At 42.2% G+C, this 13,888-nt stretch carries 11 protein-coding genes, 1 tRNA gene and 1 riboswitch; of the genes, 10 read left to right on the top strand and 2 right to left on the bottom strand.

What is annotated here, in order from left to right; all coding sequences use genetic code 11:
* Nucleotides 1-692 precede the first annotated feature (692 nt).
* The 5 genes from GXP65_RS17350 (at nucleotide 693) to GXP65_RS17330 (ending at nucleotide 6,025) form a co-directional block, all read left to right on the top strand.
* Entirely contained in the window at nucleotides 693-1,505 is an 813-nt protein-coding gene (locus GXP65_RS17350; protein ID WP_162093352.1) for a winged helix-turn-helix domain-containing protein, read from the top strand.
* Nucleotides 1,495-2,013: a hypothetical protein gene (locus GXP65_RS17345; RefSeq protein ID WP_162093351.1), complete on the top strand. Its 519-nt coding sequence runs from the start codon at nucleotides 1,495-1,497 to the stop codon at nucleotides 2,011-2,013. The genes GXP65_RS17350 and GXP65_RS17345 overlap by 11 nt, the downstream gene beginning before the upstream one ends.
* Before the next feature lie 103 nt (nucleotides 2,014-2,116).
* Nucleotides 2,117-3,604 (top strand): sphingomyelin phosphodiesterase, encoded by a 1,488-nt coding sequence (gene sph / locus GXP65_RS17340; protein WP_240335014.1) that lies wholly within the window; start codon nucleotides 2,117-2,119, stop codon nucleotides 3,602-3,604.
* Between the two features lie 629 nt (nucleotides 3,605-4,233).
* The gene (locus tag GXP65_RS17335; RefSeq protein ID WP_162093350.1) at nucleotides 4,234-5,565 is read left to right on the top strand and encodes an excinuclease ABC subunit B; all 1,332 of its coding nucleotides are present in this window, start codon (nucleotides 4,234-4,236) and stop codon (nucleotides 5,563-5,565) included.
* A 19-nt stretch (nucleotides 5,566-5,584) separates the two neighbouring features.
* The gene (locus GXP65_RS17330; protein ID WP_162093349.1) at nucleotides 5,585-6,025 is read left to right on the top strand and encodes a hypothetical protein; all 441 of its coding nucleotides are present in this window, start codon (nucleotides 5,585-5,587) and stop codon (nucleotides 6,023-6,025) included.
* A 175-nt stretch (nucleotides 6,026-6,200) separates the two neighbouring features.
* On the opposite strand, the gene GXP65_RS17325 is transcribed toward GXP65_RS17330, so the two are convergent.
* A tRNA-Asn gene (locus GXP65_RS17325) sits at nucleotides 6,201-6,276 on the bottom strand.
* Between the two features lie 559 nt (nucleotides 6,277-6,835).
* On the opposite strand from GXP65_RS17325, the gene uvrB reads away from it, so the two are divergent.
* The 3 genes from uvrB to luxU all read left to right on the top strand — a co-directional run bounded on the left by uvrB (nucleotide 6,836) and on the right by luxU (nucleotide 10,953).
* Nucleotides 6,836-8,866: an excinuclease ABC subunit UvrB gene (gene uvrB / locus GXP65_RS17320; RefSeq protein WP_005531398.1), complete on the top strand. Its 2,031-nt coding sequence runs from the start codon at nucleotides 6,836-6,838 to the stop codon at nucleotides 8,864-8,866.
* A 342-nt stretch (nucleotides 8,867-9,208) separates the two neighbouring features.
* The gene (gene luxO / locus GXP65_RS17315; protein ID WP_005433212.1) at nucleotides 9,209-10,612 is read left to right on the top strand and encodes a quorum-sensing sigma-54 dependent transcriptional regulator LuxO; all 1,404 of its coding nucleotides are present in this window, start codon (nucleotides 9,209-9,211) and stop codon (nucleotides 10,610-10,612) included.
* Nucleotides 10,609-10,953 (top strand): quorum-sensing phosphorelay protein LuxU, encoded by a 345-nt coding sequence (luxU, locus tag GXP65_RS17310; protein WP_038889851.1) that lies wholly within the window; start codon nucleotides 10,609-10,611, stop codon nucleotides 10,951-10,953. The genes luxO and luxU overlap by 4 nt, the downstream gene beginning before the upstream one ends.
* Nucleotides 10,954-11,070: 117 nt before the next feature.
* On the opposite strand, the gene GXP65_RS17305 is transcribed toward luxU, so the two are convergent.
* Entirely contained in the window at nucleotides 11,071-11,964 is an 894-nt protein-coding gene (locus GXP65_RS17305) for a YvcK family protein (protein ID WP_005531401.1), read from the bottom strand.
* Nucleotides 11,965-12,139: 175 nt separating this feature from the next.
* A riboswitch (molybdenum cofactor riboswitch) is annotated at nucleotides 12,140-12,273 on the top strand.
* Between GXP65_RS17305 and moaA the strand changes: the two genes are divergently transcribed.
* A complete protein-coding gene (gene moaA / locus GXP65_RS17300) occupies nucleotides 12,262-13,251 on the top strand; it encodes a GTP 3',8-cyclase MoaA (RefSeq protein WP_005531402.1) in 990 nt (329 codons plus the stop codon). Its footprint overlaps the riboswitch before it by 12 nt.
* Before the next feature lie 100 nt (nucleotides 13,252-13,351).
* On the top strand, nucleotides 13,352-13,864 hold the full coding sequence (moaB, locus tag GXP65_RS17295; protein WP_162093348.1) for a molybdenum cofactor biosynthesis protein B: 513 nt from the start codon (nucleotides 13,352-13,354) through the stop codon (nucleotides 13,862-13,864).
* The last annotated feature ends 24 nt before the right edge of the window (nucleotides 13,865-13,888 follow it).

Raw genomic sequence — 13,888 nt, 5'->3', positions numbered from 1 at the left:
CATTTTCTTGATGACTATTGTGCATTAATTTTAAATTCAACTGGTTATGCGCATTGAAACAACATCAAATGGTTTTGTTTGAACGTGCCTTGTACAGATATTGACAATTTTAACGTTGGTAATGGTGGGCCTGAGTTCGTAATTACTGGTAGTAGCGACGGATAAGAGAAGTACCAAGGTTTTGGACTTTTGATAGTTGTAAAAATTATTGGGTTAAGGGTGGGGTATTTGAGTACAGAAAATATGCAACCTGAACCTTAATTGATGGAAAAATAGTCTATTATAGGGTTGGGAAAACCATATTTATATGAACCGATATTAATATTTTTTGTGTATTTGCATTTGTGAATAAATTTTCAGTTTTATTTTAAATTGTACGTTTTGCTTAATTTACTTTCATATTTACTAATTACCTATTCCGTAATTGGGTTGGTTTCTTCTCTTTTTTTTGTGAAAAATCTGTCAATTAAAATAATTTGGTTGTTTGTGTTTTTTTATTTTATAGCTATGTGTCTGTTATATATAGGAATTTTTTAAATCATGATACTTATTTGCTAAATAAAAATAACAATATTATTATTTCAAAACTCATTTTGGTTAAATGTGTCCATGACACTAGCGTATTATTTTATTTAAGGTTTATTTCCCATTAAAATAGTATGGGTATGAGGTTGTGGCTTAAAGGTTGATTCATGTACAAAATTAAAAACTGGTTAATACATTCTGACCATCCACTCGTTACTAATTTAATCACAAATGAAGAGAAGCGCATTGGTTACCACGACCATCTGGTCATTTTGATGCTTTGTGAGAATGCTGGAAAAATAAACACCAAAGAAGAACTATTAAAAGGTGCTTGGCCAGGAAAGCACGTCTCTGAGGGATCCCTGACCCAATCTATTAGTTCGATACGTACCTTAATCGAAGACGACGGCAAAGCTCAAAAGCATCTTAAGACGGTCGCTAAGGTTGGATATAAACTAGAAAGTGATGCTGTTTCATGGCAAGGGGAAGAGCAAGATGGATTGATGAATCAGGATACTTCTTTGGTTGAAGAATCTGACTTAGACGATAGCGTGTTGGTACCCACCGTTGTTGATAAACTTCGACTTAAACTGAGTCGTAATCACATGTACATCGCCGCTGGCTGCTTGTTGGTGTCTATTGCGGTGATTTTTCCGTTTGTGTTTACCGAAAAGAACTCAAGGTTGGGCGGTTGGTTACCGTTAACAAAAATATTTTCCTCTCAACACATAGCTGTTTATTGTGATGATGAAGAAGCAGCAAAGGCAGTTGCCAAAGGGGTAGCGCCTTTAGTTAGAGAGAAAGTTGCGCAAGGTAAGTTAGATCGACTCGTCCTCGCTCTCTCAGATGAAACATTATCCATTGTGATACTCAAGCCACTATCACCTCCTATCAACCTTGTTATTATGCTTGACTCCCCTCAACCAAGTGAGAGTTTAGTCGATATGATTCAGGTAGAATTAAACGATTATGTATATTAAAAATAAAAGTGTTTATTTTCTTTTCTTTGCTCTGTGCTTGATGCTGACTTCCATTGTGCTTAGTCTTCAAATACAAAATAATTTCTTTGTTACCGCCACTACTCTCTATATGTCCTCGGGTGGTAGATCTCTTGCGAAAGAACATATAGAAGTTATCATTAGTGACAAAAAATTTGAAGCGATAACTGTTATTAAAGACGTTGGCTTAGATAAGCCTCTCGATATTTTTACGAAAGGTGAGTTTCATAATAAAGAATCGGGGTTGTTCAATATAAGCATAAGTGAGGAGTATATAAGTAATACCGAATTGATTGATCGAGATAACGAAGTGTTACTTTATAATAAATACCTTGAGGCAAGACGAAAATTCTCTTTCTTTAAATCTGTTCAGATCGTAGAGAAACTACCGCATAACTATAAACTTATAATCTCCAATAGCCCTGTAAAAAAGATGATTGCGATAAAAGTGGGAAAGCAAGGAGAGGTAAATTCTTATAATGGATATTGATTCGGTTCATAGTATTTTTAGATTAATTTTAGATATATTTAACTATTGATTTTTTTGTCGTTATGAAACTATGCCTCTGCAATTTTTTAAGAGGCAACATATCATGATTAGATATATTTTACCCATAATTTATTTGCTGATAAGTCTGGCTGTAGAGGCAGACGAGATTAGTGCTCCACCAAAAATAATGAGCTATAACGTTTATATGCTTGACCACCGCCTTGGCATTTTCGTTGGTGGAACAAACCCAAATAAGCGAGCGGAGTTATTATCGAACTCACCGGTTTTTGACGATATTGATGTGCTCGTATTTAACGAGGTGTTTGACAATCAAGCAAGCACAATACTGATTGATGCACTAGCTCAGAAGTTTGGGTATAGGACTCCTGTCCTTGGCCGTACTAAAAGCGGTTGGGACCACACCGAAGGCTGGCGCTCGAGTTCTCTCGATGATGGCGGTGTGATTGTACTCAGTAAGTATCCTATTGAGTACAAGTCGCAAGTTATCTTTAGAGAGGGGTGTGGCGCTGATTGGGCGTCTCAAAAAGGTTTTATTCATGCGGTCATTAACAAAAACGGAGAGCGATACAATATTGTTGGCACGCATGTGCAAGCGGATGACAACACCTGCAGCATTCCTCCTTCTGTTGTTCGACAAGACCAGTTCGCACAAATAGAGAACTATATTTCAGGTGCAAATCGTTCATTTGACGAAATGTTTTTTATTGCCGGTGATTTAAATGTAGCGAAGGGCTCACAAGAGTTTCCTACAATGATTGAGACTTTAAATGTTTCAGAGCCGACTAATTATGCTGGTGCGCCTTACTCCTGGGACCCAGCAACTAATGGCTTAGCACACGCGAACTATGCAGATTTAAAAGGCCAACTGCTTGATTATGTCTTTGTCGAGCGTAGCCATAAGCAACCTAAAAATTGGCACAATCAAGTATTGGATGTCGTTTCAAAGAGAGTGGAGCTACCTGGTACACAGGAACCGTATTACTTTTACGAGTATTCCGACCACTTCCCCGTTGCCGCGTTCGATTACGCGGATGAAAGCACGCCAACCCAAAGCGCTCGTCCCCAAAATAAACCCTATAATGCCATTCGACTAAAGCATCAATTGACGGGGCAATATGTTTACGCCGATGCAAATGTCTCGAACGGTTATCTTACTTACGGTAGCGATGGCGGCGTACCGAACGCCGAGTTTAAATTAGATAATTGGCATCCTTACAACGGTACATGTATTCACGACCATGACTACGTACAAATTTCACGAAGAGATGATTATAAAGACTATTACTGGACTTATAGTGGTAGTTATTATTATACCGAAGATCGCGACTCTTCTGACTTTATGAAAATCAGCCGCAAAGTGAAGTCAGATGACTGTATCCAGAATGGTGATGTCGTCTATATTTATGATCATGCACATCTGCTATGGGCTTCACCGAATGAATATCTTGAGCCTAGCGACTCGTACATTAAAGCAACCAAGGAACTACCAGTTGGTGATAATGGGCTATTTATTGTTGAAATGGACGACTTTAAATTTTCTGATTGGAAACCGAAGCTAACTTACAAGTAAACGTCGTCTAATTGTTATTTGAAATAAAGTATTCTTCAGGACGATTAATCATTCGTTTGAAGCCTGATAGTTAAACATTTTCAAAGTAAAAGCCACAGTTTGTGGCTTTTTGTTTATATAAATAATTTATTAAACCATTAAGTTGTTTAGTTAATCGATTACTGTGATTTTTAGCCAATGGTATAGGAAACCTTAAGCTGGGAATGAGTGATTAAAAGTTAGAGCGGTTTGTTGCTCTGTAAGGTGTGGAATTATGAACTTTGACGGATATTTTGAAAAAATAAAAAATCAAATAAAGAAAGTTGAATCACTTGAAGAGCTACTTATATGGCGAAAAAGGACGAATATCGGTCACTCTGGGCTTTCATTTAGAACTAAACGAGGACGACTAACTTCCCATAGCTACCGAAGAGTTAAGGAGGAAAAATCTAAATCTTTTTAGGTTTTTATATCAATTTCTCAGTTTGTTGATGCTTGTTAAATACTTATTAATACGTTCATAGCTACTCAGGAAAAATCAAAAATATAATTGATTCTTTTATTACCATTTATTTGTGAATAGATTATTTTTACTCGTTAAATTAGTGAGGTATCGACATTGGTGCAAACACGATTAAAAGGAACAAGTGATGAAAATAAAAAGTTTCAGCCTGAGCTTGATAACAGTCTCTATGTTATCGGGTTACGCTCATGCATCTCCTATCCCAGGAATTGATGATGCTTACTTTAAGGGAGCTGATAAATATGTTGCTTACGACGATCCGGCGACAGCATGTGACATATTCAATGCCAAAGTAGCGTACATCAACAATCATTTAGAACAGCAGGGATTACCGGGGAAAATTGCGAATCTTTGTCAGCATGCCAGAATAGAAGATGGTCAAATTGAAGAGCAATTTATCATCACTTCTCAGAATGGCGCGTATCACCATGGCGAGGAAAGCTATAAAATTCACGAACAGATTGATGTCGCTCGTACTATCGATCTGTTGATGTTTTCTCAGTCAAACAAGACGAACTATATCATGGCGGTTGATGGCAGCATGAATGTGACTCGTCAAACCCTTCTTGACGGTGGCTACTACTTTGAATGGGTAGATGAAAAAGTTGCACCGCACTTTTATTACCGAGAAGGATACTTAGGTCAGATCTTCCATGGCAATTCTCAATTTAATTTCATGTCAGGTGAAAATGCCTACAATTGGGCTCACAAGAAAGCTGTCAATGAGGCACCCAATGATACGGAAGAGCAATCAAGACTGACTTGGAAATACTTGTCTGAAGAGTGTGAAAACGATAAAAATAACGATTATTGTCTCCCTCAAAACCGACATGGAAGTCTGTTTGTGAACCAGCAAAGCTTTCCGAGCTCGAGTAATGTGAACAAAGAGATTTCTCTCGCTGAGAGTACATCTTTTAGCTTTGATATTACGGGTTCTTTTGAAGCGAGCAAATCAGGTGGCCCTTCTGCTGGTCTCGGTGTAGGTTTTGGCTTTAGCCAAACTAAAGAGTCTAGCCAAACACACAGTATGCTGAATTACACATCGGTTGATGAGGGTAATGATATCGGTCACAGTGTGGTTCAAACGATCAATACAAAAGCGGTTGGAGAAGCCGGCTGGTATGCAGATAATCCATCAGGTGAGTTTTGGCATGTAAAGAACGCTGCTGAGATCTGGGGTGAAGACCTTTACCGAGTTTACGATCTTAAGAGTTATGAGACGTGGCAGGAAAACTACACTTCTGATCGGAATACTTGTCGTGATCAAAAACTTGTATTTGGCAATGCGGTGACGGTGTCGCGCGCTTATCTCAATATGTATGGTAGCAGTTGGTCAATTGAGGAGAGTGAGTCGACGTTGTACCAAAGAGAATCTAACTACGGCATTACGATAGATACCGATTGTACTGTTGATGACAAGGGTCAAACCTTCCGCGTTATGAAAGAAACAATTCTTTAATTATTAGAGGGTAAAGAGAATGAATTTTGTTAAAAGTACTATTTTTACAAGTACACTGTTATTGTCTTTGGCTTCTCATGCTGCAAGCCTATCTACGATTGGAACCCAAGATAATGGTGTTTTCAATGAGATGAAGCAAATCCAACTTAAGTCTGCTAGAGAGCGAAGCTCTTTGAAGTCTGCGGATATCTTTTTCATTAATAGTAATGATATTCAAGTTGAAGATTTGACCAAAGAGCTACTTAAAGATTTTAACTCTATTGTGATCGTTGGCGATTCTTTTAAAAACAAAGAGTTGATGATTAAGCTGGTTGGATTTGGTATCGAGAGGGAAGTGGTAGCGATTACTAATATCCACGACTCATCAAAGCGTCAGATCAATACCTACAGTAAAGGTGATGAAGCTGGTGATGATAAAGTTGCTGCAGTGCTAATGGATACGATCGCTCGTCGACTTTAATCGTAAATGAATTGACTCGATTTGGAGTTAACGCATTTTGACGAGTAACTGATAGCTTTAAAGCCTAACTAAGCCACGGATTTATCCGTGGCTTTTTTGATCAACATCTAGCGATGAACAAATCAAAAAATTAAAACGCAAAAAGCCGCATCGAGTGATGCGGCTTTTCTAAATTTGGCTCCTCCTGCTGGGCTCGAACCAGCGACCTGCGGATTAACAGTCCGTCGCTCTACCAACTGAGCTAAGGAGGAATTGCTTTGCTTGAAAGCGGGTCGAATCTTACCGAGCAGCCCTAATTCTGTCAACACCCAAAAAACACATTTTTAGCAAAAAATCATGCATTTTATTCTTTACTTTTTTGCAGTCCTTGCCAGTAAAGGGCTAGAGTTACTTATCCACTAAAATTGTGGATAACTATGTTGATGAGATCTGAGTAAAGATCTTTTATATGCAACAGAATTGCTTTGGTTTGAGTTTTTAAGCAGAAATATGCAATGAATAATCAGATAAAACAGTAATTTATTTAAATTAACTCAGAATTGAGCAAAGTGGATAAGATTCAGCCTTTTGGGGATAAAGGATAATATTGGCTGTTTTTGGGGAAAAGTTGTGGAAACTGAATTTAGATGATCTGGGAAGCTTCACCAAGTAGGGCGGAAGACTATAACAGAGTCACCAAACTAAGGCTAGACCAAAATAGAGAAAGCGCAAAAATTAATCGTAATGAGCTATAAATCTAAAATAGACGTAGATTTCATCTAACAAGGTGTATATATATACAGCCAAAGTGCAGGAAATTTGAGGAAGGGTATGAGTAAAGTTTATGAACTGGTCTCTGAATATCAACCATCCGGTGATCAGCCAACCGCCATCAAACAGTTATTAGAGGGTTTAGACGCAGGCCTTGCCCATCAGACTCTGTTGGGTGTAACGGGCTCGGGTAAAACATTCACACTGGCAAACGTAATTGCAGAAGCGCAGCGTCCGGCGATTCTTCTCGCGCCAAACAAAACACTTGCCGCGCAACTGTACGGTGAGATGAAAGCCTTCTTCCCAAATAATGCCGTTGAATACTTCGTTTCTTACTACGATTACTATCAACCCGAAGCTTATGTGCCAACGACGGATACCTTTATTGAAAAAGACGCGTCAGTGAATGCCCACATAGAGCAGATGCGTTTATCGGCAACAAAAGCATTATTGGAACGCAAAGATGCAATCATTGTTGCATCGGTTTCGGCCATTTATGGTTTGGGTGACCCAGAGTCGTACCTACAAATGATGCTACACTTGCGCCGCGGTGATGTGATTGATCAGCGTGATATGTTGCGTCGTCTTGCAGAACTTCAATATTCACGTAACGATGTTGCGTTTGAGCGTGGCCAGTTCCGCGTGCGTGGTGAAGTGATTGACATCTTCCCGGCGGAATCAGACCAAGACGCCGTGCGCGTAGAGATGTTTGACGATGAAGTCGACTGTATCAGCGTATTTGACCCATTGACTGGTGTGGTCAAACAGCGAGACCTGCCGCGTTATACGATTTACCCAAAGACGCACTATGTCACGCCACGTGAGCGTATTCTTGATGCCATTGAAAGCATTAAAGACGAGCTTGAAGTGCGTAAGAAGCAGCTGTTAGACAACAACAAACTCCTAGAAGAGCAACGTATCAGCCAGCGCACTCAATTTGACATTGAGATGATGAACGAGCTGGGTTTCTGTTCGGGTATCGAAAACTACTCTCGTTACTTAAGTGGACGAGCGGAGGGGGAGCCGCCACCAACGCTATTTGACTACTTACCTCACGATGGCTTGCTGATCATCGACGAATCACACGTTACCGTACCGCAAATTGGCGCGATGTATAAAGGTGACCGCTCACGTAAAGAGACGCTGGTGGAGTTTGGTTTCCGTTTGCCTTCTGCATTGGATAACCGCCCGATGAAATTCGAAGAGTTCGAGGCGATTTCTCCACAGACAATATTTGTTTCTGCAACGCCGGGTAACTACGAACTTGAGAAGTCAGCCGATGAGATTGCGGACCAGGTTGTGCGTCCAACGGGTCTGCTCGATCCGGAATTAGAAGTTCGCCCAGTTGCTACTCAGGTTGATGATCTGTTGTCTGAGATTCGAATTCGCGCAGCGCAAGACGAGCGTGTTCTTGTGACGACGCTAACCAAGCGTATGGCAGAAGACTTAACCGAATATCTGCACGAGCACGATGTGAAAGTTCGTTACCTTCACTCAGACATTGATACGGTTGAGCGTGTAGAAATCATTCGTGACCTTCGTTTGGGTGAATTTGATGTGTTGGTTGGGATCAACTTATTGCGAGAAGGTCTCGATATGCCAGAAGTGTCGCTGGTGGCAATCTTGGATGCAGATAAAGAAGGCTTCTTGCGTTCAGAGCGTTCATTGATTCAGACCATTGGTCGCGCGGCTCGTAACATCAAAGGTAAAGCGATTCTTTACGCAGATTCGATCACTAAGTCGATGAAGAAAGCGATGGACGAAACAGATCGTCGTCGCGAGAAGCAAAAAGCGTATAACGCAGAGATGGGTATTGAGCCTCAAGCCTTGAAGCGAAATATTAAAGACATCATGGAGTTGGGGGACATCACCAAATCGAAGCGTCAGCGTAATACTAAGCAAGTGCCGCTATCGAAAGTGGCAGAGCCTTCTCAGACTTACGAGATCATGTCTCCACAACAGCTGGAGAAAGAGATCAGTCGTTTGGAAGCAGCGATGTACCAACACGCTCAAGATCTTGAATTTGAATTGGCGGCCCAGAAACGTGACGAGATTGAAAAGCTGCGCGCTCAATTTATCGCGAACAGTTAATTCTTCTCTAACCTTAATTTCATTGCCACATCCAATGCCCGAGTGATTGTGTCTACGACCATAGCTCGGGCATGTCCCGAGCCCAAATCTGCAGACAAAAAAGAAGCCAATAGGCAGTCGGATCTATTGGCTCGTTCTGTGAACATGTCGTTCACTAACAACGTCAGTTGGCTAGGTGACCCGAGGGGTCAAAAAGTATACAGCATGGTTTGTGCCATAATTTAACCTGTTGATATTCGGTTTACTTTGTTTAGAATACCCACAGTCTAACAAATGATTATTTGCAAAATGCAAAGCGTAATGCGATTATTATTTAAAACACAACGAAAAATCGGCTAGGCTATGCAACAAATAACAGAAGGTCAAAAGTCTCGTTATCTACTAATGGTAGAAGACACCGCATCCGTTGCGGCACTTTACCGTTCTTACCTCACGCCACTTGGCATCGATATCAATATTGTTGGAACAGGCAGAGACGCCATTGAAAGCCTGAACCATCGCATTCCTGATCTTATTCTGCTCGATCTTCGTCTACCTGATATGACAGGGATGGACGTATTGCACGCGGTGAAGAAAAGCCATCCAGACGTGCCAATCATCTTCATGACTGCCCACGGCTCTATCGATACTGCGGTAGAGGCGATGCGTCACGGTTCTCAAGACTTCCTAATCAAACCATGTGAAGCAGACCGTTTACGTGTCACGGTGAACAATGCGATCCGCAAAGCAACCAAGCTAAAGAACGAAGCTGACAACCCTGGTAACCAAAATTACCAAGGCTTCATCGGCAGTAGCCAAACCATGCAGCAGGTTTACCGCACCATTGACTCGGCAGCGAGCAGTAAAGCGAGTATTTTCATCACGGGTGAAAGTGGTACGGGTAAAGAAGTGTGTGCCGAAGCGATTCACGCAGCAAGCAAACGTGGTGATAAGCCGTTTATCGCCATCAACTGTGCGGCAATCCCGAAAGACCTTATTGAAAGTGAGCTGTTTGGTCACGTAAAAGGTGCGTTTACTGGTGCTGCGAATGACCGACAAGGTGCGGCAGAGCTTGCTGATGGCGGCACGTTGTTCCTTGATGAACTCTGTGAAATGGACCTGGATCTTCAAACTAAGCTATTGCGCTTTATCCAAACGGGTACATTCCAAAAAGTCGGTTCTTCTAAAATGAAGAGCGTGGATGTGCGCTTTGTGTGTGCAACTAACCGAGACCCTTGGAAAGAAGTGCAAGAAGGCCGTTTCCGTGAAGACTTGTATTACCGTTTGTACGTGATTCCTTTACACCTTCCGCCGCTGCGTGAGCGTGGTGAAGACGTTATTGAAATTGCATACTCGTTGCTTGGTTATATGTCTCATGAGGAAGGCAAGAGTTTCGTCCGTTTCGCACAAGACGTGATTGAAAGATTCAACAGCTACGAATGGCCGGGTAACGTTCGCCAGTTGCAAAACGTATTGCGTAATATCGTGGTACTGAACAATGGCAAAGAGATCACGCTGGATATGTTACCGCCACCACTGAATCAGCCTGTTGTGCGCCAATCGGTAGCAAAATTTATTGAACCTGACATTATGACGGTGTCAGATATTATGCCGCTTTGGATGACAGAGAAAATGGCCATCGAGCAGGCAATTCAAGCGTGTGAAGGCAACATTCCACGCGCTGCTGGCTATTTGGATGTTAGCCCATCAACGATTTATCGCAAGTTGCAAGCTTGGAATAGCAAGGACGAAAAACAAAACGTATGAATACGGACGTATTAAATCAGCAAAAAATTGAAGAACTGTCTGCGGAAATTGGCAGCGATAATGTTCCTGTTTTGCTTGATATTTTTCTTGGGGAAATGGACTCCTACATTGGCACTTTAACTGAACTTCAGGGCTCAGAGCAGCTGTTGTATTTAAAAGAGATCAGCCACGCACTGAAAAGCAGTGCTGCCAGCTTTGGCGCAGATCGATTGTGTGAACTAGCGATTGCCATCGACAAGAAAGCAAAAGCGAATCAATTGCAAGAGCAGGGGATGGAGACGAGCGAAATGCTCGATTTACTTCGTATCACTCGTGACGCCTACCGTTCTTGGACAAACTAACGTTTCGAGCAAGACATTAAGCGCAACGCAAAAAACATAAAGCCCTTCCGGTGTGGAAGGGCTTTTTTGTTTAGGGAGTTTGCTCCGAATCGAAGCCGCTTTCTCAATGCTTTTCGTCTAGTCAGACAGTAATTGATTTTCAATCGCGAGCTTTAGTTTGTCTCGGTCGTGGCGCCAATCACGGTTCGTTGAAGCCAATGACTCCGTGACTACGTTCCAGTTATCCAGCACTTCTTGCTCAGTCTCTTCAGCCAGTACCACATCGATCTTACGGCCTTGGCACGCACGCTCACACCATTCAAGCTTTTGCTTCATCGTCATACGGCCAGCAGGGCCATATTCTGGGCTCAAGTTTGCCACAAAGATGACTTTCGCCTTTTGGTTAGCAGCAATCGCTTTACCAATTTCAGGCAGCAATAGCGGCGGCATGATGCTCGTTAAGAAGCTTCCCGGACCAAGAATGATGACATCTGCTTCTGAGAGCGTCGTAACTGCTTCTTTGGTTGCAGGGACTTCCGGTGACAGATCAAGACGACGCAGATCGGTTTCCATTTCATCCACATTGGTTTCACCTGTGACCCACTGCCCATCTACTGATAGAGCCGTTAGGTCGGAAGGGTGCTCTGACATAGGCAGAATGTTTACGTCGACCTTCAGCATATTGCGAATAAGGTTGATCGCATCTAGTGGTCGTACCGACAGGTTGTCCAATGCCGTCAGCATCAAGTTACCTAGGTTGTGTCCATCTAACTCGCCAGTACCTTTAAATCGGTACTCAAACATCATCGAGCTGATTGATGGTTCGGTGATTAACTGGTTGATACAGTTACGAGTATCACCCCAAGCAATACCACCCTGACAATGACGAATACGGCCCGTAGAACCGCCATTATCTGTTGTCGCAACAATGCCAGTTGCATTGCCGCCAAAATCTTTTAATGCCGCTAACATACGGCCCAAACCGTGACCACCGCCAACTGCGACCACTTTCTTATCGGTGTAGATATTCATTACGTTCTTCTAATAATCTTGTAAAAAACGACTACAATTTAACTTAATGAGTGCCAAAGAGGTACTCACTAAGCGGTAAATTGTGTTTCCAGAGAGTTTTTTATCACTCAAGTCTGGATTCCATTACAAATATTAAGTATTTTACACGGCAAAGCTATCAGGGGTTTATCTCCTCTGGTTGCCATAACTCCGAGCTCACTATGCTAAGTCCAAGGATAGGCGTCTTGAGCCAGTGACATACTGTCACAAGGGCATAATTGGAAATGATTATGCCTCCCGTGTTTGGAAAGGTGTTCCGTGGCGCAACAATTCGAAGACAAATTTCATCGTAAGTTCTATTACTTGCGTCTGTCTGTGACCGACGTATGTAATTTCAAATGTACCTATTGCCTTCCTGACGGCTACAAGCCATCGGGCAATAAAAACTCGTCTTTTTTATCTCTCCCTGAGATCAAACGTGTCGTAAAAGCGTTTGCAGATTGTGGTACCTCAAAGGTACGTATCACTGGTGGTGAGCCGAGTTTACGCAAAGACTTTACTGACATTATTCACTCAGTCGCAACCACGCCGGGTATCAAAAAAGTCGCCACAACGACGAATGGTTACCGCATGGCGAAGCAAGTTGCAGATTGGCGTGAAGCTGGCCTTACGCACATCAATGTGAGTGTGGATAGCCTGGACCCACGTATGTTCCATCAAATCACTGGTGAAAATAAGTTCACCGAGGTGATGAATGGTATCGAACGTGCGTTCGAAGTGGGTTATGAGCAAGTCAAAGTCAACGTGGTGCTGATGAAAGACCTCAACCATAACGAGCTGCCTGCTTTCCTTAACTGGATAAAAGATCGTCCTATCCAACTGCGTTTCATTGAATTAATGCAGACGGGAGAAATGGATGATCTGTTTGCTAAGCACCATGTCTCTGGTGTCGCTATTCGCAATCAATTAATTGCCAATGGTTGGTTACTTAAAGTTCGTTCTCACAACGATGGCCCTGCTCAAGTTTTCGTTCATCCAGATTACAAGGGTGAAATTGGCTTGATCATGCCGTACGAAAAAGACTTCTGTGAGAGCTGTAACCGACTTCGTGTATCGGCTATGGGTAAACTGCATTTATGCCTGTTTGGTGATCATGGCGTGGAATTGCGAGACCTGTTAGAACGTGACGAGCAAGAAAACGAATTGATTGAACGTATTCAAGCGCAACTGCAAACGAAATCCGTTAGTCACTTCTTGCACGATGGCAATACAGGTATGACGCCACATCTTGCGTCTATCGGCGGCTAATTCCAATCAGATTTTACATCGGGAGCTGACGTGGCTTCTGATGATTTTTCCAGAATCGATACCTTACGTATCAAAGCAAACTTAGAGAATAGGTGAACAAATGGGTCACGCTGAAAGCAAATTTCAACCTGCAAACATTGCCGTTCTAACGGTATCTGACACTCGTACTGAAGAAAACGACACTTCTGGTGGTTACCTAGTTGAACACGCGAAAGAAGCGGGTCACAACCTTGTTGATAAACAAATCGTTATCGATGACATGTACAAGATCCGCGCGATCGTTTCTCAGTGGATTGCTGACGAAAACGTACAAGCAATCATGATCACTGGCGGTACAGGTTTCACTTCACGTGACAGCACGCCAGAAGCACTTAAGCCTCTGTTTGATAAAGAAGTAGAAGGCTTTGGTGAGTTGTTCCGTTTGGTTTCTTACGAAGAGATCGGTACTTCAACGATCCAATCTCGCGCAATTGCAGGCTTTGCTAACCACACGGTTATTTTCGCAATGCCAGGTTCTACTGGTGCGTGTCGTACAGGTTGGACGAAGATCATCAAGCAACAGCTAGATGCAAGTCACCGTCCTTGTAACTTTATGCCTCACCTATCTGTATAACCTTTCCTAAAAGCGAAGGAAAAA

The sequence above is a fragment of the Vibrio sp. LB10LO1 genome, from assembly GCF_010092875.1.
GTDB classification, from domain to species: domain Bacteria; phylum Pseudomonadota; class Gammaproteobacteria; order Enterobacterales; family Vibrionaceae; genus Vibrio; species Vibrio campbellii.
This window is presented reverse-complemented; position numbering and strand designations above follow the sequence as displayed.

What these genes read in the sequence shown, in the direction of transcription:
- GXP65_RS17350 (WP_162093352.1), top strand. Translation starts at nt 693, where the DNA reads ATGTACAAAATTAAAAACTGGTTAATACATTCTGACCATCCACTCGTT.
- GXP65_RS17345 (WP_162093351.1), top strand. Translation starts at nt 1,495, where the DNA reads ATGTATATTAAAAATAAAAGTGTTTATTTTCTTTTCTTTGCTCTGTGC.
- sph (WP_240335014.1), top strand. Translation starts at nt 2,117, where the DNA reads ATGATTAGATATATTTTACCCATAATTTATTTGCTGATAAGTCTGGCT.
- GXP65_RS17335 (WP_162093350.1), top strand. Translation starts at nt 4,234, where the DNA reads ATGAAAATAAAAAGTTTCAGCCTGAGCTTGATAACAGTCTCTATGTTA.
- GXP65_RS17330 (WP_162093349.1), top strand. Translation starts at nt 5,585, where the DNA reads ATGAATTTTGTTAAAAGTACTATTTTTACAAGTACACTGTTATTGTCT.
- uvrB (WP_005531398.1), top strand. Translation starts at nt 6,836, where the DNA reads ATGAGTAAAGTTTATGAACTGGTCTCTGAATATCAACCATCCGGTGAT.
- luxO (WP_005433212.1), top strand. Translation starts at nt 9,209, where the DNA reads ATGCAACAAATAACAGAAGGTCAAAAGTCTCGTTATCTACTAATGGTA.
- luxU (WP_038889851.1), top strand. Translation starts at nt 10,609, where the DNA reads ATGAATACGGACGTATTAAATCAGCAAAAAATTGAAGAACTGTCTGCG.
- GXP65_RS17305 (WP_005531401.1), bottom strand. Translation starts at nt 11,964, where the DNA reads ATGAATATCTACACCGATAAGAAAGTGGTCGCAGTTGGCGGTGGTCAC.
- moaB (WP_162093348.1), top strand. Translation starts at nt 13,352, where the DNA reads ATGGGTCACGCTGAAAGCAAATTTCAACCTGCAAACATTGCCGTTCTA.